At 69.3% G+C, this 15,645-nt stretch carries 14 protein-coding genes; 11 read left to right on the top strand and 3 right to left on the bottom strand.

Going from position 1 to position 15,645, the window contains the following annotated elements; genetic code table 11:
* Positions 1-29: 29 nt before the first annotated feature.
* The 5 genes from AC07O4_RS10710 to AC07O4_RS10730 are packed head-to-tail and all read left to right on the top strand — an operon-like array spanning position 30 to position 6,217.
* Positions 30-827 (top strand): enoyl-CoA hydratase, encoded by a 798-nt coding sequence (locus AC07O4_RS10710; RefSeq protein WP_492736116.1) that lies wholly within the window; start codon positions 30-32, stop codon positions 825-827.
* Positions 828-833: 6 nt separating this feature from the next.
* On the top strand, positions 834-2,921 hold the full coding sequence (locus AC07O4_RS10715) for an acetate--CoA ligase family protein (RefSeq protein ID WP_495304504.1): 2,088 nt from the start codon (positions 834-836) through the stop codon (positions 2,919-2,921).
* 38 nt (positions 2,922-2,959) lie between these two features.
* Complete coding sequence (locus AC07O4_RS10720) at positions 2,960-3,928, top strand: tripartite tricarboxylate transporter substrate binding protein (protein ID WP_495304505.1); 969 nt, start codon at positions 2,960-2,962, stop codon at positions 3,926-3,928.
* A 40-nt stretch (positions 3,929-3,968) separates the two neighbouring features.
* Complete coding sequence (locus AC07O4_RS10725; RefSeq protein WP_495304506.1) at positions 3,969-5,159, top strand: acyl-CoA dehydrogenase family protein; 1,191 nt, start codon at positions 3,969-3,971, stop codon at positions 5,157-5,159.
* Between the two features lie 26 nt (positions 5,160-5,185).
* Positions 5,186-6,217, top strand: coding sequence for an acyl-CoA dehydrogenase family protein (locus tag AC07O4_RS10730; protein ID WP_495304507.1), 1,032 nt, complete (start codon positions 5,186-5,188; stop codon positions 6,215-6,217).
* A 6-nt stretch (positions 6,218-6,223) separates the two neighbouring features.
* Here AC07O4_RS10730 and AC07O4_RS10735 read toward each other — a convergent pair whose 3' ends face one another.
* The gene (locus AC07O4_RS10735) at positions 6,224-6,877 is read right to left on the bottom strand and encodes a TetR/AcrR family transcriptional regulator (RefSeq protein WP_447743239.1); all 654 of its coding nucleotides are present in this window, start codon (positions 6,875-6,877) and stop codon (positions 6,224-6,226) included.
* 119 nt (positions 6,878-6,996) lie between these two features.
* On the opposite strand from AC07O4_RS10735, the gene AC07O4_RS10740 reads away from it, so the two are divergent.
* The 6 genes from AC07O4_RS10740 to AC07O4_RS10765 all read left to right on the top strand — a co-directional run bounded on the left by AC07O4_RS10740 (position 6,997) and on the right by AC07O4_RS10765 (position 13,905).
* Positions 6,997-7,533, top strand: a complete 537-nt coding sequence (locus tag AC07O4_RS10740) for a peroxiredoxin-like family protein (RefSeq protein ID WP_495304508.1) — start codon at positions 6,997-6,999, stop codon at positions 7,531-7,533.
* A gap of 273 nt (positions 7,534-7,806) precedes the next feature.
* A complete protein-coding gene (locus tag AC07O4_RS10745; protein WP_495304509.1) occupies positions 7,807-9,261 on the top strand; it encodes an MFS transporter in 1,455 nt (484 codons plus the stop codon).
* Positions 9,262-9,301: 40 nt separating this feature from the next.
* The gene (locus AC07O4_RS10750) at positions 9,302-9,961 is read left to right on the top strand and encodes an aspartate/glutamate racemase family protein (protein WP_495304510.1); all 660 of its coding nucleotides are present in this window, start codon (positions 9,302-9,304) and stop codon (positions 9,959-9,961) included.
* A 269-nt stretch (positions 9,962-10,230) separates the two neighbouring features.
* Entirely contained in the window at positions 10,231-10,983 is a 753-nt protein-coding gene (locus tag AC07O4_RS10755) for a hypothetical protein (protein WP_070059483.1), read from the top strand.
* Positions 10,980-11,984 carry a hypothetical protein gene (locus tag AC07O4_RS10760; protein WP_495304511.1) on the top strand — a complete coding sequence of 335 codons (1,005 nt, stop codon included), beginning with the start codon at positions 10,980-10,982 and terminating at the stop codon, positions 11,982-11,984. Before AC07O4_RS10755 ends, AC07O4_RS10760 begins: the two co-directional genes overlap by 4 nt.
* Before the next feature lie 166 nt (positions 11,985-12,150).
* Positions 12,151-13,905, top strand: a complete 1,755-nt coding sequence (locus AC07O4_RS10765) for a carboxylesterase/lipase family protein (protein ID WP_495304512.1) — start codon at positions 12,151-12,153, stop codon at positions 13,903-13,905.
* Between the two features lie 18 nt (positions 13,906-13,923).
* On the opposite strand, the gene AC07O4_RS10770 is transcribed toward AC07O4_RS10765, so the two are convergent.
* Both AC07O4_RS10770 and AC07O4_RS10775 read right to left on the bottom strand, forming a co-directional pair.
* The gene (locus AC07O4_RS10770) at positions 13,924-14,556 is read right to left on the bottom strand and encodes a response regulator (RefSeq protein WP_062476788.1); all 633 of its coding nucleotides are present in this window, start codon (positions 14,554-14,556) and stop codon (positions 13,924-13,926) included.
* Positions 14,553-15,614, bottom strand: coding sequence for a sensor histidine kinase (locus tag AC07O4_RS10775; protein ID WP_495304513.1), 1,062 nt, complete (start codon positions 15,612-15,614; stop codon positions 14,553-14,555). The genes AC07O4_RS10770 and AC07O4_RS10775 overlap by 4 nt, the downstream gene beginning before the upstream one ends.
* Positions 15,615-15,645 lie beyond the last annotated feature (31 nt).

The raw sequence follows: 15,645 nt of genomic DNA on the forward strand, positions 1-15,645 counted from the left end.
CGCCCCAGACACAGACCCGGAGACACACGATGGCGTACGACACCCTCGAAATCGAACACCACGGCGCCGTGCGCCGCATCCTGCTGGCCCGCGATGCCCAGCGCAACGCCCAGAGCCAGCAGATGCTGGACGAGCTCATGGCCGCCTTCGACGACGCCGCGCGCGACGACACGGTGAACGCCGTGGTGCTTGGCGGCAAGGGCGCGCACTTCTCGGCCGGCCACGACCTCAAGCAGGCGCAGGCCGAGCGTGCGAACTTCACCGTGGAAGAGCGCTGGGCCTACGAAGAGCTGCGCTACTTCGACTACTCGATGCGCATCTGGGACTTTCCCAAGCCCACCATCGCGCAGGTGCAGGGCGCCTGCGTGGCGGGCGGCTTCATGATCGCCAACATGTGCGACCTGGTGGTCGCGGGCGAGTCGGCCTTCTTCAGCGACCCCGTGGGCCACACGCTGGGCGCGGCGGCCACCGAGGTGCTGATCCACCCCTGGGTGATGGGCGCGCGCAAGGCCAAGGAAATGCTCTACACCGGCGGCAAGCTGTCGGCGCAGGAGGCGCATGCGATCGGCATGGTGAACCGCGTCGTGCCCGATGTCGAACTGGCCGACGCCGCACTGGCGCTCGCGCAGCAGATCGCCAAGGCGCCGCCGTTCGGGCTGCGGCTGATCAAGCGCTCGATCAACCGCACGCTCGACGCGCAGGGCCTGCGCACCGCGCTGGCCGCGCACTTCGACACGCACCAGCTCTCGCACCTGAGCGAGGGCTTTCTCACGGCCCGCGACCGCGGCCTGGCTTCGGCCATCCAGAAGAACCCCGCCTCCGCCTGAATCAAGATGACCTTGCACCGCCTCGAACCCCTGCTGAACCCGGCATCGATCGCCGTGGTCGGCGCCAGCGGCAATGCCGCGCGCATCGGCGGCATGCCGCTCGCGCACCTCACGACATTCGGCTACCGGGGCGCGATCTACCCGATCAATCCGAAGTACGAAGAAGTCTTCGGCCTGCGCTGCTGGCCCGACCTCGAAGCGCTGCCCGCCGCGCCTGATCTGGTGGTGTTGGCACTGGCCGCGGCCGAGGTGACGCCGATGCTCCGGCGCTGCCAGGCGCGCGGCGTGCGCGCGGTCATCGTGTATGCCGCGGGCTTCGCTGAAGCCGGTGACGCGGGCGCCGCGCTGCAGGCCGAGCTGGAGGCCTTCGTGGCCACCACCGACATGGTGGTCGCGGGCCCGAACGCCATGGGCTTTGCCAACCTCAACACGCAGGCCCACACCAACTTCGCCTCGGTGTTCAACACCGCGCCGATGCAGCAGGGCCCGGGCCGCGTGAGCCTGCTCACGCAAAGCGGCAACGTCTGCGCCGCGGTGTACGCCATTGCGCGCCGGCTGGGCGTGGACTTCAGCCACTTCATCAACACCGGCAACGAAGCCTGCGTGGACTTCGCGCAGTACCTCGAGTACCTGGCGCAGGACGACGCGACCGAAGTGGGCATCGGCTACATCGAGGAGCTGCGCGACGGCCCGCGCTTCATGGAGGCCGCGGCCGAGTTCGTGCGGCGCGACAAGCTGCTCATCCTCTACAAGGCCGGCGAAACCGAGAAGGGCTCCGAGGCCGTGCGCTCGCACACCTCGGCGCTGGCGGGCGACCAGCAGATCTACCAGGCGGCGTTTCGCCAGCTCAACATCATCCAGAGCCACGACTTCGCGCAGATGGCGCAGCTCGCGCACCTGGCGGGCTACCGGCACCGAAGCGCCGGCAAGCGCGTGGCGATCATCACCATCTCGGGCGCGCTGGGCGCGATCCTGGCGGACAAGTTCATCGGGCAGGGGCTCGACGTGCCCACGCTGCCGCAGCCGCTGCAGGACCAGCTGCGCGCCGGCATTCCCGACTACGGCATGGTCTCCAACCCGGTCGACGTGACGGGCAACGTGGTGAACGACCCCGGCTTCGTGCGCACGGCGATGGAGGCGCTGGCGGTGTCCGACGCCATCGACGCCATCGTGGTCTACGCGCCGGGCTACATGCTCGACCGCATGGCCGACGACCTGTGCGCCGTGGCCGAGAAGCATCCGCGCCTGATCGTCGCGATCGACACCGGCGCAGCGAAGACGCGCGATCAGTTGCGCACGGGCGGCGTGCCGGTGTTCGAGGACATCGGCGTGGCCGTGTCGGCGCTGTCGCCCTTCCTGCTGTGGCAGGAGCGCCGCAAGCACAACCCCTGGCTGCAGGTGCGCAGCCAGCCCGCGCCCGCGCGCGCCGCGCTGGCGGGCCGCGCCGACGAGCACACCACCAAGCGCTACCTCGCCGAGTTCGGCGTGCAGCCGGTCGACGAGGCCGTGGCGCGCAGCGCCGACGAAGCCGCGGCCGTGGCCGGGCGGCTGGGCTTTCCGGTCGTTCTGAAGGTGCTCAGTGCCGACATCGCACACAAGACCGAGGCCGGCGGCGTGCGCCTGCGCCTGGGCAACGCGCAAGAGGTGCGCAAGGCCTTCGACGAAGTGATGGCCTCGGCGCGCGCCTACGCGCCCACGGCGCAGATCGAAGGCGCGCTGCTGCAGAAGATGGAAGCAGGGCAGGCCGAACTCATCCTCGGCGCCACGCGCGACCCGGTGTTCGGCATGACGCTCACCGTGGGCCTGGGCGGCGTGCTCACCGAGCTGTACAAGGACGTGAGCCATCGCGTGCTGCCGGTCGACGAAGCCATGGCGCGCGACATGCTGGGCGAGCTCAAGGCCTTTCCGCTGCTCACCGGCTACCGCGGCCGGCCGCTGGGCGACGTCGAGGCTGCGTGCCGCGCCATCGCCGGATTTTCACGCGCCGTGCTGGCGCTGCAGGAACAGGCAGACGAGGTCGAGGTCAACCCGCTGCTCGTGAAGGAAAAGGGCCAGGGCGTGCGCGCGCTCGACGCGCTGGTCCTGGCTTCGTAGACACAACCACAACCATCGACAGAGACAGGAGACATCCCATGTTCAAGAAAGCACTGGCCTGCGTGGCCCTGGCCGCCGCCGCTTTGGCGGCCAGCACCGCCGTGGCGCAGACCTACCCGACCAAGCCCGTCACGCTCGTCGTGCCGTTCTCGCCCGGCGGCGCGGCCGACATCATGTCGCGCCTGCTCGCCGAGCGGCTGCACAAGCGCCTGGGCCAGCCCGTGCTGGTGGAGAACAAGCCCGGCGCCGGCACCATGATCGCGTCGGAGTACGTCGCCAAGGCCGCGCCCGACGGCCACACGCTGCTGCTCGCGGCTTCGTCGCTGGGCATCGCGGCCAGCCTGTACAGCAAGGTCAACTACGACCCGGTGAAAGACTTCGCGCCGGTCTCGCAGGTGGCCTCGGTGGTGCACGTGCTGGTGGTGCATCCGAGCATTCCGGCCAGGAACGTGGGCGAGCTCGTGAGCTGGCTCAAGGCCAATCCCAACAAGGCCAACTACGGCTCGGTGGGGGCGGGCACGTCCACGCACCTGGAGGCCGAGCTCTTCAACAGCGTGGCCGGCGTGAAGATGCAGCACATCCCCTACAAGGGCAGCGCGCCCGCGCTCACCGACATGATCGGCGGCCAGCTGCAGGTGATGTTCGACGCGTACGCGTCCTCGGGCCCCTTCATCAAGGACGGCAAGGTGCGCCTCTTGGCCGTGACCACGGCGCAGCGCTCGCAGTCGCTGCCCGACACGCCCACCGTCGCCGAGTCGGGCCTGCCCGGCTACGAAGCCATGCCGTGGCTGGGCGTGGTCGCTCCGGCGAAGACGCCCGCGGCGGTCGTGAACAAGCTGCACGACGAACTGCAGGAAGTGCTCAAGGAACCCGAGGTGAAGGACAAGTTCCGCAGCCTGGGCCTGGATATCATCGGCAACAAGCCCGAAGAGTTCGCCGCGTTCCTGCGCAAGGACATCGTCAAGTGGGCCAAGGTCATCAAAGACTCCGGCGCCAAGGCCGACTGACCTGCGCGATCCATCAGCAAGAACGAGAAAGCAGACAAGCATGCAAGTGGGTTACTCGGCGGAAGATGAAGCCTTCCGCCTCACGTTGCGCGACTGGTTCGAGACGCACTATCCGCGCTTCGTCGCGGCATGGCCCGGCGGCGCGCCGGACGCCAACGAGCTGACCTGGCGCCGCGCCTGGGAAGACCACGTGTGCCAGGCCGGCTGGTCGGGCCTGGGCTGGCCCGAGGCCCACGGCGGCAAGGCCTGGCCGCTCACGCGGCAGGCCATCTTCCACGAGGAGCAGGCCCGCATCGGCGCACCGCTGGGCGTGAACATCATCGGCCACGGCATCCTGGCGCCCACGCTGATCCACTTCGCGAGCGAGGCGCAGAAGGCCCGCTACCTGCCCGGCATTCTGAGCAACCGCGAGATCTGGTGCCAGGGCTACTCGGAGCCCGGCGCGGGCTCCGACCTCGCGGCGCTGTCCACGCGCGCCGAGCGGCGCGGCGACCACTACGTGCTCAACGGCCACAAGGTGTGGACCTCGTTCGCACACATTGCCGACCACTGCTTCGTGCTCGCGCGCACCGACGCCGCGGCCGCGCGCCACAAGGGCATCAGCTTCCTGCTGGTCGACATGAAGAGCCCCGGCGTGCGCGTGGAGTCCATCCGCCAGATCACGGGCGAGTCGGACTTCAACGAAGTCTTCTTCGAGGACGTGAAGGTGCCGCTCGATGCACTCGTGGGCGAGGAGAACGGCGGCTGGCGCCTGGCGATGGCCGCCGCGAGCTTCGAGCGCGGCACCTACTTCATTCCGCGCCAGGTGCGCTTCACGCAGGAGCTGGGCGCGCTCACGCGGTTGGCGGCCGGCGTGCAGAGGGGCGGACGCCCCGCGCTCGACTGCCCGCACCTGCGGCGCGACCTCGCGCGGCTGGCGGTCGACAGCCATGTGCTCAAGCTCAAGTCGTACCGCGCGCTCACGCACGCGATGCACGGCGGCCCGCCGGGGCCCGAGGGCTCGTCGACCAAGCTGCACTGGAGCGAGTCGCACCAGAAGCTGCTCGCCACCGCCATGGAAGTGCTGGGCGAGCGCGCGCTGGCCGGCCCCGAGCCCACGGGCGCCGACCCACAGGCCGCGGCCTGGGTGCGCGACTTCCTGTGGACGCGCGCCGAAACCATCCTGGCGGGCACGTCCGAAGTGCAGCGCAACATCCTGGCCGAGCAGATGCTGGGCCTGCCCAAGAACTGATTGAAGACGACGAAACGACGATCGCCATGGATTTCGCACTGAACGACGAGCAGCAGATGCTGCACGCGTCGGCCCACCGCTTCTTCGCCGACCACCATCCGCTCGCGCGCGCACGGCGCGCCTTGCCCTGGACCGATGCCACGCAGCAGTCGCTGTGGGCCGACATGGCCGGCATGGGCTGGATGGCGCTGCTGGTGCCCGAGGCGCATGACGGCCTGGGGCTCGGCATGAGCGAGGCCTGCATCGTGGCCGAGGCCGCAGGCCAGCAGCTGCTGAACCTGCCGCTGGCCGGCAGCGCCGTGCTGTTGCCGTTGTGGCTGCGGGCGTGTGGCGAGACACCGCCCGAGTCGCTGCGCGAATGGGTGCGCACGGCGATGGCGGGCGAGCGTGCCTTCCATTGCATCGCGGACGGTGATGGCTGGATCGACCACGCGGGGCAGGCGTCTGATCTCGTGGTGGTGCAGGGCTGGCACGACGATGCTGCGCCTTTGCGCGTGGCGCTGCGGCCGATGCCCGAGGGCGCGGCATCCGATGCGCTCGATCCCACGTTGCGACAAGCGCCGGCGGCTCCTGCGCCATCGCTCGCGTGGGAGACGCTGCCCATCGCCCCCGAAGCGCGTGCCCGCGTGCGCGCCGCCCACCGCGTCGCGCTGTCGGCGGAACTCGTGGGCGTCGCGCAGGCCGCGCTCGACCTTGCCAGCGCCTACGCCCGCGAGCGCGTGCAGTTCGGCAAGCCCATCGGCAGCTACCAGGCCATCAAGCACCAGCTCGCCAACGCCTGGATGGGCGTGGACAACGCGCGCCTGGCCGTGCGCTACGCCGCCGCCGCGCTCGACGGCGGCCTGCCTGACTGGCGCTTCGCCTGCGCCGCAGCCGAGTTCACGGCCATCGAAGGCGCGCAGCAGGCCACGCGCACGGCCATCCAGGTGCATGGCGGCATGGGCTTCACCTGGGAGCACGACGCGCACCTGTACCTGAAGCGCGCGCAACACCTGGCGACGCGCCTGGGCGGGGCCTCGCGGGCGCTGGACCAGGTCGAAGCGCTGGCCCTGGCCTGAGCGGCTTCAGGCCTGCGCCGCAGGAGCGTCTGCGCGCAGGCCATCGATGAGAAGGGACAGGCTCGCCCGAAACTCGGTCTCCGCATCGCTGGCCGTGGCTGCGGTCGCGATCTCGATCAGGTGCGGGAACCGGTCTGGCGGCAGCGCCTGGAAGCGCGCGATGGTGTCGTCGGGCGATTCGTCGGCCTGCAGCGTGAGCGGCCCGGCCAGCTCCGCCTGTGCGGCGCCCATGATGAGCGCGGACACGGCGCGAAAACCCACGAGCAGGCGCGCGCCGCTGCGGCCGCTTTGAGCCAGCGTGCGCAGCAGGGCTTCGGTCACTTCGAACACTGCGGGCGAGCGGCTGCGCTTCGTGAGGATCAGCGGAATCACATGGGGATGGTCGCGGATCACGCGCCACAACGCGATCGCGATGTCCTCCAGCGCTTCGTGCCAGGGCAGGCGGTCGTCGGTTTCCCAGCGCACCTTGCCCAGCACCGCCTCGACCACCAGCATCTCCAGCTCTTCGCGCTGCGAGACGTAGTTGTAGAGCGTCATGGCGCCGGTTTCCAGCCGGCTCGCGAGCGCGCGCATGGTCAGGCCGGAGAGGCCGTCCGCATCGACCAGCGCCAGCGCGGCCTGCTGGAGCTGTTCACGGGTGAATTTGGCGGGACGTCCCACGCTTGACTCCGTTCTCGAAGGGGTTGTAAAGTAATAAACGTACAGTGTACTTAAAAATCGGAAGACGCTTTCCAGCCACCCGGCCCGGCGTCCTCGCAACCCTTCCTGAAGGATCATCGATGAAGTTCTCGCCCGGCGATGTGGTGCCCGCCACGGCCCTGGAAACGATCCACGGAAAGCCCTTGCAGCTGCCGGACGCCGGTTCGCGCTGGGTCCACCTGCAGTTTCGCCGCTTCGCGGGCTGCCCGGTCTGCAACTTCCATCTGCTGACCTTCGCCCGCAGGCAGGGCGAGCTGGCGGCGGCGGGCATCCGCGAGGTCGTGCTCTTTCACTCGTCCGCGCAGGAGATGCGCAAGTACCAGGCGCAGCTGCCGTTCGACTGCGTGGCCGACCCCACCAAGGCGCACTACCGGCGCTTCGGCGTGGAAACCTCGCGGCTGGCGTTCCTGCATCCGCGCGTCTTCTGGAGCGGCCTGCGTTGGGTGCTCGCGACGGGCCGCTTCTACAGGAAGGCGGAGAACGGCATCACGGGTTTGCCAGCCGACGTGCTCATCGACGCGCGGGGCACCGTGGTCGCCGTCAAATACGGCGGGCACGCGGACGACCATTGGGAGGTCGACGAACTGCTGGCGCTGGCCGGCGCCGCGAGTTCCTAGACAGAGGCGCACGCCCGCGGTGCGCAAGTGCACGCTGCAGGTGCGCTCGGGCGCCACTTTCCAGCCCAATCCCGGAGAACCCGTCTTCCAGGCCTGAAAACCACCCGGCATAAAGCTTGCAAACGCTCGCAACTGAGTGAAATTTGAATTTCAACTATTTAAAGTAGGTGAAATCCATATGCCATTCAGGCGCGATGCGGCCTACGATGCGATCCGCGACACCGGGCTGCACCGCGCAAGCAAGCACTTCATTCCTTCTCAAGGGGTTTTTCCATGGCTGGACCTGCACTCTCCTCCGGGCCCGACTCGCCCCGAGTCGCGGAGCTCGATCGCGCGCTCGACACCATCGGCGTCACGCGCTCGCACCACACGATCATCTTCCTGATCCTCATCGGCTGCCTGTTCGATGCCTTCGAGCAGAACGCGGTCGGCATCGTCGGCCCGATGCTGCGCGAGCAGTGGGGGCTGAGCGCGTCGGACATCGGTTTTCTGAACACCGTCACCTTCGCTTGCGCGGCCATCGGACGGATCATTTCGGGCTTCATCGCCGACCGCTACGGCCGCCGCGTGATGCTGTCGATCGACCTGCTGCTGTTCACGCTCGGCGCGGGCATCTGCGCGATGGCGCCCAACTTCACGGTGATGGCGCTGGGCCGCGCGGTGGTGGGCTTCGGGCTGGGCGGCGAGATCGCCATTGCGGTCACGATGCTGGCCGAGTTCTGCTCCACCAAGTTCCGCGGCACGGCGGTGGGGATGGTCAACGTGGGCGCGGGCGGGCTCGGCAACTTCCTGGCGCCGGGCTTCGGCCTGCTGGTGTTCTGGATGTTCCCGGGCGACAACGCCTGGCGCTGGCTGTTCGCCTGCCTCATGGTGCCGGCGCTGCTGGGTGCCTTCTACCGCCGCTACATCCCCGAGACGCCGCGCTTCCTGCTGTCGCAGGGCCGTGTGAAGGAAACCAACGCGGTGCTGTCGCGCCTCGCCTCGGGGCGGCTGTCGGGCAAGCCGGCGGCACCGCACCCCTACATCACCGACGACGGCACACTCGCGCAGGCCGCGCGGCCGAAGGTGCGCGTGACCGAGATCTTCCGCGGCGCGCTGGCGCGGCGCACTGTGCCGCTGTGCATCACGATCTGGATGACCTACGGCGCGCAGATCTCGGTGCTCACGCTGATGCCGACCATCCTCGTGACGCTGGGCTACAGCATGTCCAAGAGCCTGCTGTTCACGATGGTGATGCAGGGCGGCAGCCTGCTGGGCGCGATCGCGGCCTCGCTGCTGGGCTTCCACTTTCCACGCAAGCGCGTGCTGACGGCCGGCGCCGTGTGCGCCTGCCTCGCGGCGCTGACCATCGGCTTCGTGGCCAAGAGCATCGTCGTGATCCTCATCGCGGGCGCGGTGTTCCAGTTCTTCGTGCTGCTGCTCAACACCACCATCTGGATCTTTGCGCCCGAGCTGTACCCGACGCGCGTGCGCGCCTTCGGCACGGCCTTCATCCTGGCCACGGGCACGGCCGCGGGCGCGCTGATGCCGCTGGTGGCGGGCCGCCTGTTCGACAGCTTCGGGCTGGTCGGCGTGTTCGGCCTGGCCGCCGCGATGTATGCGGTGTTCGTCGCCAGCGTGCAGTGCGTGCCCGAGACCTACGGCCAGTCGCCCGATGCACTGCCGCTGCCCGGCGAGGCCGAGGCCGAAGACCGCGCACCGGGCGTGACGCTGGCCCGCTCGAACTGAACCGCGCACCGAACGATCTCCAAAGAAAGCGTTTTTCCGCATGCCCGACATCCTGCTCATCAACCCCAACGCCTCCGTCGCCACCACCGAGATGATGGTCGACATCGCGTCCGCCGAAGCGCCCGCCGGTTGCCGCGTGACCGGCCGCACGGCGGTGCAGGGCCCGCCGATGATCGTCAACGAAGACGAGCTGAACGCGGCCGCGCACGAGGTGCTGAAGGTGTGGCGCGCGGCGGCGGGCGAGGGCTGGGACGGCGTGATCGTCAGCGCCTTCGGCGACCCCGGCGTGGCGCTGTTGCGGCGCGAGGCCGGCGTGCCCGTGGTCGGCATCGCCGAAGCCTCGATGCTCGCGGCGGGCGAGGGCGGGCGGCGCTTCGGCATCGCCACCGTCACGCCCGACCTCGTGGTGCCGATCGAAGCGCGCGCGGCCGCGCTCGGGTTGGGCGCGCAGCTCAGCGGCATCCGCCTCACGCAGGGCGATCCGCGTGCGCTCGCGGCCGATGCGAAGGCGCTCGAGGACGCCTTGGCGCAGGCCGTGCAGCGCTGCATCGACGACGACGGCGCGCAGGCCGTGATCATCGGCGGCGGTCCGCTCGGACAGGCCGCGCTCGCGCTCGCACCGCGCTTCGAGGTGCCGGTGATCGCGCCGATCGGTGCGGCGATGCGGCTGCTGTGTTCGAAGCTCGCGGTCACGCCGTGAGACGATGGTCGCGGCGATGAGAGGCGAGGCGTTTTGGCAATGAACGCCTTCTAGAATGAAACGACACACTTGTCCGCCAACATCGGGCAAGCCGCATCGTTCGTTTTCTTTTTTGCATGCCTCACCTTCGACCGCGTTCCGCTTTCCTCGCTTTTCTTCTTCTCTCTTCCCTCGGCGCCGTCGCACAAACCGCGACACCCCAGCTGGTCCTCGTGCCGCATCACGAGCGCGCCCCGGAAACATCCCAGGCCCCCGCACTCGACCTTGCCGTGACGCGCTTCGCGGGCATGGCGTCGGGCTCGTACTACTGGCCCGAAGGCCTGCTGGCCGAGCAGTTGATCTCGGGCCTGGCCTCGCGCCCCGACCGCAAGCAGCAGGCGCTGCCTGACGGCCAACGACTGCTTTCGTCGTACCGCCGGCCCTACGACGGCGGCGAGCGCGCGGCCGTGCTGGTCGACGACCGCAGCGGTGACGTGCTGGCTGCCGCACTGGTGCATCGCAGCTGCGGCAAGGACTCGTCGTCGAGCGGTTGCCTCGACGACCAGCATGCCGTGCTCTCGATCTTCCTGCGTCCCGGCCTCGACCGCACCAAGGCGCAACCGCTGGTCGCATGGAGCCAGCAGGTGCCCGACCGCATGCAGGGCGGTGAGGGCGTGGGCGAGAAGATCGCCACGACCGAGTACGTCACGATGGACGCCGCGCGCACCACGGCACGGCCCATCGTGCGGCCCAACAAGGCCTTCTCCGCGCAAGTGCCGCTGTACCCCAAGGCGCTGATCTACGGCACCGCGCAGGACGCACTGAGCGACGCCAAGGCCAAGCGCGTGCTGCGCCTGCAGACCGTCGACACGCCGCAGCAGGTGCTGGCGTTCTACAAGCAGCTGTCGCCGCCGCTGAAGGACATCGAGTCCAGCGACGGCTTCATCGCCGGCAGCCGCAACGGCCTGAGCTTCTCCGTCAGCACGACGGTCCCGCGCGACATGCCCGCGATCACGAACATCGAAGTGGAAATCTCAGAATGAAGAAGAAGTTGATTCCGGCGGCGCTCGCGTCGCTGCTGTTCGCCTGCGCGCTCACCGCCCATGCACAGGACACGGCCGGCCCCGTCACGACCGAACTGCCGCCGCCCACGCTGCGCCTCAGCGAGCAGACGCGCATCCGCAGCGCCGTGATCGGCCTGGTCGGCTACGCGCGCGGCAGCTACACCGAGCCCGACACGCTGATTGCGCAGCAGCTGCTCGAAGGCATGCGCTCGAAGTTCGACGTCACGCGCACCGTGTGGCCCGACGGCCGCCAGGTCATTGCGTCGGTCAGCGGCGGCGGTCACGGTGAAGAGCGCGCGGCGATGCTGATCGACGCCGACGGCCGCGTGCAGGCGGTGGGGCTGGTCAACGGCCACTGCCGCGCGGCCGCCAAGCGCGACGAGCCCAAGGTGTGCAACCCCTTGCCGCAGACCGTGCTGTCGGTCTTCCAGCGTGCCGGTGCCAGCCAGGCCGACGCCGCGCCGCTCGTGGCCTGGAGCAAGCAGCTGCCGTCGTTCCTCGCGGCCATGGCCGACAGCGACGATCCGGCGGACGTGGCCGCCGCGCAGAAGATCGCCAGCGTCGAATACATCACCGGCCAGCCGGGCGTGCCGGGCTGGCGCGCCGAGCAGCTGCCGCCGGGCTTCCCGGCGTCGCTGCATCCGCTGCTGGTGCAGACGGCCGAGGTGAACAGCACCGCCAGCGCCGGCAAGATCGTGCTGCCCAAGGGGCTGGCCGGCCTGCCGATGCGCACGGCCTACCAGAGCGCCCAGCGCCCCGAGGCGCGGCTGCCCGATGCCGAGGTCACGCTGCGCAGCTACGAGCCGATCGCCAAGCTGGTCGACGCGTACCGCGAACTCGCCAAGGGCGCGACGCTGGACGAGGAGGGCCGCGAGGTCGTCTTCAACGGCACCGACGGCGCGGGCCGCTACAGCGTGCGCCTGCGCGACGCGAAGGAAACCGGCGTGTACATCACCGTGGCGAGCTGGAAGCGCAAGTAGCAGCCGCCAAGCGTTGCATGGCCCTTTGCGGGCCGGATGTCAATCGGAGGATTCTTGCCGCCCCCCTGCGATGACACCGAGGCGGGCGGGGCAGGGTGCTCACGAGAATCGATGCATGACCGAGGCCGTCAGAGCCCGCCGCATCCACCTCGAGGAGACAACCACCATGCACCGCTCCCGTTCTTTCGCAGGCCTCGTTCGCCTGCTGCTTCGCACCACGGTCCTGTGGGCGCTCGCGATGCTCGCGGCGCCCGCGCTGGCCGCCTACAACCAGAGCCTCACGCGCACGCTGGACGCCGGCCAGATCTACGGCAAGGTCGCGGCCAACAACACGCACGCCTTCCTGGGCATTCCCTTCGCGCAGCCGCCCGTCGGCAACCTGCGCTGGCGCGCCCCGCAGCCGCCGCAGCCGTGGAGCGGCGCGCGCGCCGCGACCACGCTGGCCGGCATGTGCGCGCAGGTCGGCAACCCCTTCGGCGAGCCCGACCCGGCCACCTTCGGCCAGCCCGTGGGCACCGAAGACTGCCTGTACCTGAACGTGTGGCGGCCGAACTCCAGCGCCGAGAACCTGCCGGTGTTCTTCTGGATCCACGGCGGCAGCAACACCAAGGGCTCGGCGCGCGAGCCGGCCTACGACGGCGCCTACCTGGCGCAGAAGGCCAACATGGTGGTGGTCACCGTGCAGTACCGCATGGGCATGCTGGGCTGGCTGAACCACCCGGCCATGAAGACCGGCAACGCGCTGGACGATTCGGGCAACTTCACCACGCTGGACCTCGTGCGCGCGCTCGACTGGGTGAAGGCCAACGCGCGCGCCTTCGGCGCCAACCCGGGGCAGGTGACGGTGGCGGGCCAGTCGGCCGGCTGCATCAACACCTGGGGCCTGCTGCAGTCGCCGCTGGCCGACGGCAAGTTCCACCGCGCGCTGTGCATGTCGGGCGTGCCCAATGCGTACCCGCCGGTGGTGGGCACGCTGGCGGCCGATTCGCTCATCGACAACCTGCTGGTCGACACCGGCCGCGCCTCGACCACGCTGCAGGCCGCGGCGCAGCGCGTGACGATGAGCCAGTCCGACATCGCCGCCTTGCTGCGCGGTGCGAGCGCGGCGCAGATCATGAAGTTCACGCCCAGCCCCGTGGTGCCGGGCCACTTCACCGACGGCACCGTGATCCGCGCGAGCGGGCTGCCCGGGCTGCTCGCGGGCAACTACAACAAGATGCCGCTGATGATCGGCTCCACGCACGACGAGGGCTCGTACTTCGCCTTCCTGTTCGGCATGGGCCAGCCCTCGCAGCAGGAGCTGTGGAACCTGACCAACTACGCGGCGCCCGGCAGCGTCACCTTCAACCAGCTGATCAAGCCCGAGTTCCGGCCGATCTACACGCAGACGCACGAAGTGATCAGCTACGCGCTGGACAACGTGATCGACAACGTGATCCGCGTGCTGCGCCTGCAGAACGGCGACATCTACCGCTACAACTACAACTGGGACGACACGCCGCAGCCCTGGAAGGACACCTTCGGCGCGTTCCACGGCATCGACGTGGCGGCGCTGTTCGGCAACTTCGTGACCGACGAGCCGAACTTCATGCGCTTTGCCTGGAGCTCCGCGAACGCAGGCAGCCGCAAGGCGCTGTCGGACAAGTTCATCGGCCACGCGGCGAGCTTTGCCCGCTACGGCGCACCGAGCCGCATGTTCGATGGCCAGACGACCTGGAACAACTGGACCAACTTCGTGTGCCTGCTGTGCAGCAAGCGCATGGTCTTCGACAACCAGCCGCGCATGTCGGCCGACGACTACCTGTTCTTCTGGCCGCGCTATTCGCTGCTGTCGCCGCAGCAGCGCGAGTTCCTGTTCCAGCAGATCGACTTCAACGCGCTGCCCGAGTCCGTCGACCCGCTGCGCAACGGCACACGCTGAGTTTCCGAAGCGATCGATCTACTGGATGATCCCGTGGCGCACGGCATAGAGCACCAGCTCCGCCGTGCTGGCCACGCCCAGCTTGTCGAGGATGTTGCTGCGGTGCGTGCTCACGGTCTTCACGCTGATGAGCATCTCGTCGCCGATGGCGGTGAGCGACAGGCCCTTGAGCATCATGAGCATGATCTGGTGCTCGCGCACCGTGAGCCGCTGGTGCGCGGGGCGGTCGTCGCGGCCTTCGAGCTGGCCGCTGACCTGCGAGGCGGCGCGCGCGCTCAGGTACTGGCCGCCGGCCGCCACGCAGCGGATCGCGCGCACCAGCTCGGCGGGCTCCGCGTCTTTCGCGATGTAGCCGCGCGCGCCGGCCTGGATGGCGACCAGCGCGTACTGTTCCTCGGCGTACATCGACAGCATGAGCACCGGCAGCGCGGGCTGCAGCGCGCGGATCGAGGCCAGCACCTCCAGGCCGTTGCGGCCTTCCATGTTGATGTCCAGCAGCACCACGTCGAAGCGGCGCTGGCGCACCAGCTCGAGCGCCTCGGCGCCGTTGCCGGCCTCGGCGGTGGTGCGCAGGTCGGTCTCGTCGAGCAGCAGCCGCTGCAGGCCCGAGCGGAAGATCGTGTGGTCGTCGACCATCAGGATGTCGATCATGCGGGGCCGTTCTCCTGGTGCAGCGGCACGCTCAATGCGAGCCGCGTGCCCGCACCGGGTGCCGAGCGGATGTGCAGCTCGCCGCCGATCTCGCGCGCGCGCTCGCGCATGCTCAACAGGCCCAGCGCGCTGCCCTCGGGGGCATCGACGTCGAAGCCGCAGCCGTCGTCGTGCAGCGCGAGCTGCAGGCGCTCGCGGTCCACGCGCAGCCGCACGTCGACGCGTTGTGCTTTGGAGTGGCGCGAGATGTTGGTCAGGCCTTCCTGGAAGATGCGGTAGACCGCCGTGGCGTGCTTGGGGGCGAGGCGCAGTGCGGGTGCGTCGGTGTCCAGCGCATGGGGCACGCCGGAGCGGCGCGTGAAAGCCTGCAGCTCGTTCGCGAGCGCCACCGACAGGTCGAGATGGTCGAGTGCGCTGGGGCGCAGTGCTTCGGACATCTGCTTGACCGTGTCGATGGTCTGCTGCGTGAGCGCGATCAGGTCCTGCGTGAGTGCCTGCACCTCGGGGTTGTCGGCGCGGCGCTGGATGCGCGTGACGTCCATCTTGATCGAGGTCAGCATGCCGCCGAGCACGTCGTGCACATCGCGCGACAGCGCCAGCCGTTGCTCTTCGAGCTTGTTGGCGGTGTAGGCGGCCAGGGCCTGCAGCTGTTCGCGCGAGCGCTGGCGTTCTTCTTCGTTGCGCAGGCGGTCGGTCACGTCGACGCCCACGCCCATCACGGCCGGTTGTCCCCGGTAGGTGATGCGCGAGCCATGGACCTCGATGAAGCGCACGCGGCCGTCGCGGTGCAGGCCGCGCGTGATGAAGTGCATGCTCGGTGGCTGCCCCGCCAGCCGGGCGCGCACGCGCGAGCGCACCACCTCCAGGAAGTCGGGCGGCACGAGGCGGTCGAGCGACATGCCGATCGCTTCTTCCACGGTGTAGCCCACGATGCCGGCCCAGGTTGCGTTGCAGTACACGAAGCGGTCGTCCTGGATCACGTAGATGCCCGCGACCATCTGTTCGACGATGGCGTCGAAGGGAATGTCCGGCTGGCGCTCGGGTGCGGGATCGGTCATGGGGTGGGCGGTGGCGCGCTGCATGATAGGT

The sequence above is a fragment of the Variovorax sp. GW821-FHT09D04 genome, assembly GCF_059416405.1.

Bases quoted from the DNA above. Each gene is read 5' to 3' on its own strand.
- AC07O4_RS10710 (WP_492736116.1), top strand. From the start codon at position 30: ATGGCGTACGACACCCTCGAAATCGAACACCACGGCGCCGTGCGCCGC.
- AC07O4_RS10715 (WP_495304504.1), top strand. From the start codon at position 834: ATGACCTTGCACCGCCTCGAACCCCTGCTGAACCCGGCATCGATCGCC.
- AC07O4_RS10720 (WP_495304505.1), top strand. From the start codon at position 2,960: ATGTTCAAGAAAGCACTGGCCTGCGTGGCCCTGGCCGCCGCCGCTTTG.
- AC07O4_RS10725 (WP_495304506.1), top strand. From the start codon at position 3,969: ATGCAAGTGGGTTACTCGGCGGAAGATGAAGCCTTCCGCCTCACGTTG.
- AC07O4_RS10730 (WP_495304507.1), top strand. From the start codon at position 5,186: ATGGATTTCGCACTGAACGACGAGCAGCAGATGCTGCACGCGTCGGCC.
- AC07O4_RS10740 (WP_495304508.1), top strand. From the start codon at position 6,997: ATGAAGTTCTCGCCCGGCGATGTGGTGCCCGCCACGGCCCTGGAAACG.
- AC07O4_RS10745 (WP_495304509.1), top strand. From the start codon at position 7,807: ATGGCTGGACCTGCACTCTCCTCCGGGCCCGACTCGCCCCGAGTCGCG.
- AC07O4_RS10750 (WP_495304510.1), top strand. From the start codon at position 9,302: ATGCCCGACATCCTGCTCATCAACCCCAACGCCTCCGTCGCCACCACC.
- AC07O4_RS10760 (WP_495304511.1), top strand. From the start codon at position 10,980: ATGAAGAAGAAGTTGATTCCGGCGGCGCTCGCGTCGCTGCTGTTCGCC.
- AC07O4_RS10765 (WP_495304512.1), top strand. From the start codon at position 12,151: ATGCACCGCTCCCGTTCTTTCGCAGGCCTCGTTCGCCTGCTGCTTCGC.
- AC07O4_RS10770 (WP_062476788.1), bottom strand. From the start codon at position 14,556: ATGATCGACATCCTGATGGTCGACGACCACACGATCTTCCGCTCGGGC.
- AC07O4_RS10775 (WP_495304513.1), bottom strand. From the start codon at position 15,614: ATGACCGATCCCGCACCCGAGCGCCAGCCGGACATTCCCTTCGACGCC.